Consider the following 7,539-nt stretch of genomic DNA (forward strand, 5'->3'; position numbering starts at 1 on the left):
CAGGCAACCTTTCGGCTATATCCAATACCACAAGCAGCAGAAACTATTGTGTTGACAGGTGAAATGGATGGAATTGCCTCAGCTGTAAAAACAGTATTAGCCTCAGCCTTGACTCCCACAGCACTAGACTTATTATCCCCTAAGTTAGTCACAGAATTAGGGATTGGTCAGGAGATGGGATTGATGGTAAGGTTCCAAAGTGTAGCAGACAGTGTCAAGGAGCAATGTGCTCGAATACAGTCAGTTGCGGAACAGTTAGGGTTACGGAATAGTTTTTATAGTAACGGGGATGACACGAGTCTATGGGAATCATTAGCAAACTCAATTGGGAAATTGGGACAATCCTCAACAATTGTCTGCAAAATAGGAGTATTACCAACTGCTGCGGCTAAGACATTGAACACCTTGGAAAGCTTAGGAGGATTGGGATTGATTCATGTTAGAAGTGGCTTAGGTAAAGTGTGGTTTGAATCCAAAGCATTTAGTTCAGAAATGATTAAAAATATGCGCAATTTTTGTAAAACTGAACAAGGATTTATGACAGTATTAGAAGCTCCCATAACCTTGAAGCAGGAGTTAGATGTTTGGGGATATCAAGGTAATGGATTAGAGGTAATGCGTGGAATTAAACAAAAGTTTGACCCAGAAAATGTTTTAAGTCCTGGTCGATTTATTGGAGGAATTTGATTTATGGGTTTTAGGGAGTCGGGAGTCGGGAGTCGGGAGTCGGAAGTCGGGGTAAAAAACTTGAAAGTATCTTATAACTATCATAAACGCTATATCAATCATAAATGATAAATTCCCAATCACCATTCACCATTCACCATTCACCAGTAAACCTTAAACCTTAAACCTTAAACCTTACAACCTTAAACCTTACAACCTTAAACCTTCAACCTTACAACCTTAAACCTTCAACCTTAAACCTTAAACCTTCAACCTTACAACCTTAAACCTTTAAAAATGACCAATATCCAACAACTAACCACGAATAAGCAAAATGGTTTTGATGCTGAAAAACCGCCCAAGCAGGAATTGATTGATTCCTGCGTTCATTGTGGCTTTTGTCTTTCCACCTGTCCAAGTTACCGGGTGCTTGGCAAAGAGATGGATTCCCCTCGGGGTCGGATCTATTTAATGAATGCAATTAGTCAAGGGCAAGCTCCCCTGGCCGAGGGGAGTACACAACATTTTGATTCTTGTTTGGGATGTTTAGCTTGTGTGACAACTTGTCCATCTGGGGTTGAGTACGATAAACTAATCTCCGCCACTCGTCATCAAGTTCAGCGAAATCAGCCTCGTAGTTTTCCAGATTGGATGTTTAGACAGCTAATTTTTAGCTTGTTTCCCTATCCGGGGCGATTGCGTTCATTATTGTTTCCTTTATATCTCTACCAGACCTTGGGCGTGCAGAAATTAGTGCGCTCTACGAATTGGCTCAAACTGCTATCTCCTCGGTTAGCAGCCATGGAGTCAATGCTGCCAAAGGTTACTCTAGAGTCGTTTCGGGATAATTTGCCCGATGTTATTCCCGCTGTGGGTAAGAAGCGTTACCGGGTAGGGGTAATACTTGGCTGTGTGCAACGGTTGTTTTTCTCCCCAGTGAATGAAGCAACAGTCAGGGTGTTGACCGCCAATGGCTGTGAAGTGGTGATTCCCAAAACTCAGGGCTGTTGTGCCGCTTTGCCAGAACACCAAGGAGAAACCAAGCAAGCTCAAGCCTTAGCACGACAGATGATTGATAGTTTTGAGGGGACAGAAGTTGATGCCATCATTATTAATGCTGCTGGCTGCGGTCATACCTTGAAGGAGTATGGTCACATCCTGGAAGATGACCCCGAGTATGCCCAAAAAGCTCAGGAATTTGCGGGTAAGGTGAGGGATGCCCAGGAATTTCTAGCTAGTGTGGGACTAACTGCAACCCTTTCACCGCTTAGGGATGAGCCATTGACTATTGTCTATCAGGATGCTTGTCACCTATTACATGGACAGAAGATTAGTGTACAACCGCGACAGTTATTGCGGCAAATTCCAGGAGTGACTTTACGGGAACCGATGGATGCCGCCTTGTGTTGCGGTAGTGCTGGAGTTTACAACATGCTGCAACCGGAAGTAGCGGATGAGCTGGGACAACAAAAGGTGAATAATTTATTGAATACTGGGGCAGAGTTGATTGCTTCCCCGAATCCAGGCTGTTCATTGCAGATCAAGAAGCATTTGAAGCTGCAACGAAAAGACATTACCTTAATGCATCCGATGGAGTTACTGGATTATTCGATACGAGGATTAGGAATTTAGCTTTAGGCACACAAGAACAACTGTCAACAAGTAACTAACTCACACAAGACCTAAGTATCCAACCAATCACCAAACCCAATCCCCCAAAGCGCACCCCATGCCAAAACGGTTCCCGTAGACTATGCCAAGAAAACAACTGACTCTCTAAATTCAGCTCCAGGACTTCCAGTTGTTCCTGGATTTGCCTTAACTCAGCCTTTAGGGCTTGTCGATTAGTTTTAGTATTAGTAGTTTTAGTCTTATTACTATTAGTCTGATTACTTTTAGTCTTGCGCAAGTCTTTCCTAACTTGCTCTCGACGCTCCTGGAGTTGAGCTTGCTGTCGCTGATCCCGCTGCACCTGAGTATAACGTTTCTTGAGAGTATTAAGCGATCGCTCTATCTGACCCAATTCCTCTTCAAACTCAGCAACATCTTGTTGATCCTCTCTATTTTTTGCTGAATTACGGTAAGATGAATCAAACGATTCTGGAGGCATATAGCAATCCTAAATCCTAGGTTAAAATAGTTGGGAGTTAGTCAGCACTGACACACTCCCCCACTCAGCACTCAAAAAACAATGCCTGAATCCATCCAATTCCCCAAAACTGATGCTAAGATCGAACCTAGCACTCTGGAATTGGCTCAAGCCTTAGCAGAGCGTTTGGCGATCAGACCCAATGATTGGCATCGCCTCAAGTCTAATCGCTCCGCCCGAGCCAGTGAGCAGGCTGCTGCTGCTTTGGTATTTCTGCTCAATGAACATCCAGAAGAAGCCCTTGAACGATTGCGCCAAGCCTCTGGATGGCTAGACCGCTCTATTTCAGCTCCCCCGTGTCCAACTCATGGGAAACGCCACCCTTAGGGAAATAGGGGATTAGGAAAATAGAGGGCGCTTAGAGGGATGCTTCACTTGTTTACAAAGCCTAATTTCCGTTCCCTGGTTATTCCAGAGGACTTGATCGAAGATTTGGTGAAGGAGGCTCATGCCCCTACCGCTTTCTGATTCATCGCAGGGTAGGCTAACGTCGGTAGTCTCTTGGTCGTCACCATGGGTAAAACCAGACCCTTCATCTGAAATTACCCACCAATATTCACCATTGACTACTGAAAATTGAACCTCTACGGTCTTACTTGGGTCTAAATTATTACCGTGCTTTGCTGCATTCACTAATGCTTCTTGTAATCCCAGCCGGAGTTCCGGTTGCCATTTATTGGGAATTTGTTCAAGAAGCAAATCGAGGATCGGGCAAAGGTAAAGGGTAGAAGCAAAGCTAACCGTTTCCCAACCGCACTCAGCCGGACTCAAAGATGTGGCAATCACTCAAGAAACCCCTAGCTTTTTTTTGGTGGACTTGATATAATAGGAGGCTAGATACCTGATTTTTATCGGTTTACCCCTAAGCACGGCTGAATCGTGCTCAGGGATAACTGGACTAGGAACTCTCGATTTCTTGAGGTTGGCTTCTATATTCAAACATGAAGATTCCTGCTAGCATAGCTAAACTACAACCTCTATATGGTTAATTATTCTGTTAATTAGTTCAATAGGTTTTTCACTAATGTCGCTGCTTTACCTATCAGCTCAATGGCAAAAATGCCTAAACAGCGCTATAATAGCCATTTAGCGTTACTCATATTCTGTAACCTTGTTTATTTCTGATTCCCTACGTCTATAGTATCAGAAAATTTTCGCCCAGACCAGACCCTTCTGGGTAATTTCCTCATGAAATACCTGTCAAATAGGTAAATAATTGATGTAGATAATTGAGACTATACATAAAGACTATACATAAAGAAACTATTTATATGGCCGTGCAACCGTTGGGTAAGCTGCCAATTCCCCATCACCAATAATTCCCCATCACCAATCAGGGATGATGCTTGGGTGTTCCACAATTGGGCAACGCCAATATCAGTGCTCGAGAAAAGCAGCACATTCTACATGGGAGGTTTGAGGAAAGAAGTCAGCAGGTTGGATGTGGGTTAACTGGTAGTAACCGTTGAGGCAAAGGAGTTTGAGGTCTCGTGCTAGGGTAGCTGGCTTACAGCTGATATAAACGATCCGTTTTGGTGCCACTTGCCTGAGGATGTCAATCACTGCCGGAGAACATCCCTTACGGGGTGGGTCAAGTATTACAATATCTGGGGCTATAGTCAAATGGGGGAGTAACTGGTCAACTGATCCCGCCTGAAATTTCACATTAGTGATCCCATTGTTCAAGGCATTTTGCTCAGCTTGCTCTACTGATGCGGCTTGCACTTCAATACCGATAGCTTGGCTTACCTGTTGAGCAAGGGGTAGAGTAAACGTCCCAATGCCACAGTAAGCATCAACTACACATTCATCGCCTTTCAGGGCTAGCTGTTTAATGATTAGGTTTAACAAAACCTCAGCCGCTTCAGTATTAACTTGGAAAAACGTATCTGGTCGCAGCCGCAACTCAAGACCAGCAAAGTTCTCCCTCAAGTATGGCTGACCGGCAACACAATAGGTTTGGGAACCAAAAATGACATTACTGCGGTGGGGGTTATGATTCACACAAACACCAACCAGTTGGGGATAACGATTTAGCCAAGTTTGCCCTTGGACATCCAAGTCTTTTAAATTCAGATCCGTTGTGACCAAGGTCAGCAACATCTCGCCAGTCCGTTGTCCAATCTGTAACGAAAGGTGACGCAATCGTCCTTGGTGGCGGCTTTCGTTGTATATCGACCAACCCAATTGCTGAATATCCTGCTTAATTTCCCCTAGCAGAGGATTCAATCGCTGGTCTTGCACGGGGCATTGATTAAGATTAATCAGCTGGTGGCTACCTTTTTGGTAGTAACCCGCTTGAACTGAACCCGTTGCTGAGCGTTTGAGGGGATAGGTAGCTTTGTTTCGATAGCCCAAGGGAGAATCTGTGGTTAAGATTGGTGCTACGGCGGGTTCGCTAAATCCACCAATGCGTTTGAGGGCTTGAATCACCTGATTTTGCTTAGCCAACTTCTGATAATCCCAGCTAACATGCTGCCATTGACAACCACCACACTTATCCGCGACGATACATCGGGGACGAACACGATTAGGGGATTCCACTAACAGTTGGTGTAACTTACCAGTGGCATAGTTAGGTTTGACCCGCATCAGGCGCACCAAAGCTCTATCCCCTGTGACAGTATCCGGAACAAAAACGACCCGATTTCCTAGGCGTCCAACGCCATCACCACTATCACTGAGGTCTGTAATCATTACCTCAATCAGTTGACCTTGTTGCCAACACTCAGGGCTGGGCTGATTAGTTATCATCATTGGCATTATATAGCAAAGGGAACAGGGAGTAGGGAGTAGGGAGTAGTGAGATCGGATTCAGTCGCTCATGGTGGAAACCCCCTCAGGTCGGCGCACCCTTCGCTACCTGTAGGGTGTATTATTAAGGTATCCTAGTAGTTATAGCGTTTTTGCGTAAATCCTGATAGTTTTGTTGTAATGCCAGCTTGAGATGGCAAGAGGGGGCAACGGATAGTTCAAGGGAATGTAAAGGATGGGGTAAGAGGGGAAAGAGACTATCGATGCAAGCATGCATGGGTTTTGCTCTATTTGTTGATCTTATGCCCAATGCCCTTCCGTTGTGTCACCCAAAGTCGGTAAACTACTAATTAAAAGTTCTGGCAAGAAGTCCCGAGCTAAAATCTGTAATTTAGCTTGGGATGAATCGCCTGAGTAACTCAATAAAAAACTCCATAAACTAATAACATGAGTGTAGTTAGTCAAGTCATTCTCAAAGCCGACGACGAGCTGAGATACCTCAGCTCTGGTGAACTCAGAAGTATCAATGATTTTTTGCAAAGTGGTGAGCAGCGATTGCGCATTGCTGCCACCCTGTCGGAGAATGAAAAAAAGATTGTACAAAAAGCCAGCAGTCAGCTGTGGCAGAAACGCCCTGACTTCATAGCACCAGGAGGCAATGCCTATGGTCAGCGTGAACGGAATCAGTGTTTACGGGACTATGGTTGGTACTTGCGGTTGGTCACCTATGGTGTACTTGCTGGTGATCAGAAACCTATTGAAGACATTGGTATCATCGGGGCAAGAGAAATGTATAATGCCCTAGGTGTGCCAATGGCAGGGATGTCAGAAGCGATAAATTGCTTAAAAGAGGCATCTTTGGGAATCCTAACCGACGAGGAGGCTGAGCTGACAGCTCCTTTCTTCGATTACATTATTCAAGCAATGTCTCCTAAGTCCTAAGTCATTAGTCCTAAGTCATTGGTGATTAGTCATTAGTCATTGGTCATCTAAAAATAGCCAATGGTTAATTGTCAATGGTAAATTAACAATTAACCATTAACAATTAGCAATTAGCAATTAACAAAAGACTAATGATTAATGACCTCAAATCCCACGCATTGTAGTCGTGGGATTCTTTAAATTACATGTGGTTAATCAAAAAACTACCCTGGCTTCCATTATCAATTCTTCTGTTAAGCCATAGTATTTTTGGCTGGATGATATCTGTTGAATGTCAGGAATTGAGTTGGGTAGAACAGACTACATCAGGATCACATCATTCCTTATTTAACGTATCGGTATGGCTCTGGCTGATCGGAGCCGTTTATATCTTGTTGATGGCTTTGGCTATAACTGCTCCAGTGTATCAGATTAGAAAATTGTACGGGACTTGGATGAAATCTGATACCAAAGCTTTTGTTTCCGTAATTTTCAGCTCTTTCCTAGGCGTTATCATCCTGCGCTGGATTCATTATTCTAGCCGTATCCTGGTGCTGATTGCTGCTGCTGCCTTAACCAGATTAGATCTTCAAACAGAAGGATACGGTGAATGGCAGGCTTTCTGGATTATCTGTGGGGTTTCTCTAACAGGTTTTAGTGTAGGGTTATTACTAAATCAGTTACTAATAGCAATTATATAGCCATGTTGATAGAAATGAGTGTCGTTTTTTTGGTAATGGGTAATGGGTAATGGGTAATGGCGATATCCGAGTCGTCAACCTTAAACCTTCTAACCTTCTAACCTTAAACCTTAAACCTTCTAACCTTCAACCTTCTAACCTTCAACCTTCTAACCTTCAACCTTCTAACCTTCTAACCTTCAACCTTCAACCTTCTAACCTTCTAACCTTCAACCTTCAACCTTCTAACCTTAAACCTTCTAACCTTCTAACCTTCTAACCTTAAACCTTCTAACCTTAAACAATAAACACTATTAATCTGTCTGGGGCAGTTTAATTTGAACTGCTCCTTCTGGTGTGATGATAACT

At 43.7% G+C, this 7,539-nt stretch carries 12 protein-coding genes; 6 read left to right on the forward strand and 6 right to left on the reverse strand.

Translation table 11 applies throughout. From position 1 onward, the window contains the following. On the forward strand, nt 1-687 hold a 687-nt coding region (locus F6J94_RS26485), incomplete at its 5' end, for an FAD-binding oxidoreductase (protein ID WP_367142275.1). Between the two features lie 276 nt (nt 688-963). Continuing rightward, nucleotides 964-2,298, forward strand: coding sequence for a heterodisulfide reductase-related iron-sulfur binding cluster (locus F6J94_RS26490; RefSeq protein ID WP_293045671.1), 1,335 nt, complete (start codon nt 964-966; stop codon nt 2,296-2,298). A 34-nt stretch (nt 2,299-2,332) separates the two neighbouring features. Here F6J94_RS26490 and F6J94_RS26495 read toward each other — a convergent pair whose 3' ends face one another. Next, on the reverse strand, nt 2,333-2,776 hold the full coding sequence (locus tag F6J94_RS26495; protein WP_293017399.1) for a DUF2203 domain-containing protein: 444 nt from the start codon (nt 2,774-2,776) through the stop codon (nt 2,333-2,335). An 81-nt stretch (nt 2,777-2,857) separates the two neighbouring features. On the opposite strand from F6J94_RS26495, the gene F6J94_RS26500 reads away from it, so the two are divergent. Further along, nucleotides 2,858-3,142, forward strand: a complete 285-nt coding sequence (locus F6J94_RS26500; protein WP_293017400.1) for a DUF6439 family protein — start codon at nt 2,858-2,860, stop codon at nt 3,140-3,142. Nucleotides 3,143-3,154: 12 nt separating this feature from the next. Here the strand turns inward: F6J94_RS26500 and F6J94_RS26505 are convergent, their stop codons facing one another. The 5 genes from F6J94_RS26505 to F6J94_RS26525 form a co-directional block, all read right to left on the reverse strand. After that, complete coding sequence (locus F6J94_RS26505) at nt 3,155-3,601, reverse strand: anti-sigma regulatory factor (RefSeq protein WP_293017401.1); 447 nt, start codon at nt 3,599-3,601, stop codon at nt 3,155-3,157. Nucleotides 3,602-4,050: 449 nt separating this feature from the next. Continuing rightward, on the reverse strand, nt 4,051-4,176 hold the full coding sequence (locus tag F6J94_RS26510; RefSeq protein WP_293017402.1) for a hypothetical protein: 126 nt from the start codon (nt 4,174-4,176) through the stop codon (nt 4,051-4,053). 16 nt (nt 4,177-4,192) lie between these two features. Next, nucleotides 4,193-5,578 carry a 23S rRNA (uracil(1939)-C(5))-methyltransferase RlmD gene (gene rlmD / locus F6J94_RS26515; RefSeq protein WP_293045674.1) on the reverse strand — a complete coding sequence of 462 codons (1,386 nt, stop codon included), beginning with the start codon at nt 5,576-5,578 and terminating at the stop codon, nt 4,193-4,195. A 115-nt stretch (nt 5,579-5,693) separates the two neighbouring features. Continuing rightward, complete coding sequence (locus tag F6J94_RS26520) at nt 5,694-5,846, reverse strand: hypothetical protein (RefSeq protein ID WP_293017404.1); 153 nt, start codon at nt 5,844-5,846, stop codon at nt 5,694-5,696. A gap of 23 nt (nt 5,847-5,869) precedes the next feature. Continuing rightward, on the reverse strand, nt 5,870-5,992 hold the full coding sequence (locus F6J94_RS26525; RefSeq protein WP_269087059.1) for a hypothetical protein: 123 nt from the start codon (nt 5,990-5,992) through the stop codon (nt 5,870-5,872). Between the two features lie 24 nt (nt 5,993-6,016). Between F6J94_RS26525 and F6J94_RS26530 the strand changes: the two genes are divergently transcribed. From F6J94_RS26530 to F6J94_RS26540, 3 genes are all read left to right on the forward strand, one after another. Then, nucleotides 6,017-6,511: an allophycocyanin subunit alpha-B gene (locus F6J94_RS26530; RefSeq protein WP_293045677.1), complete on the forward strand. Its 495-nt coding sequence runs from the start codon at nt 6,017-6,019 to the stop codon at nt 6,509-6,511. Nucleotides 6,512-6,768: 257 nt separating this feature from the next. Then, nucleotides 6,769-7,191 (forward strand): hypothetical protein, encoded by a 423-nt coding sequence (locus tag F6J94_RS26535; RefSeq protein ID WP_293045681.1) that lies wholly within the window; start codon nt 6,769-6,771, stop codon nt 7,189-7,191. Nucleotides 7,192-7,240: 49 nt separating this feature from the next. Continuing rightward, nucleotides 7,241-7,450, forward strand: a complete 210-nt coding sequence (locus F6J94_RS26540; RefSeq protein WP_293045683.1) for a hypothetical protein — start codon at nt 7,241-7,243, stop codon at nt 7,448-7,450. The last annotated feature ends 89 nt before the right edge of the window (nt 7,451-7,539 follow it).

This window comes from Moorena sp. SIO1F2 (assembly GCF_010672755.1).
GTDB lineage: Bacteria > Cyanobacteriota > Cyanobacteriia > Cyanobacteriales > Coleofasciculaceae > Moorena.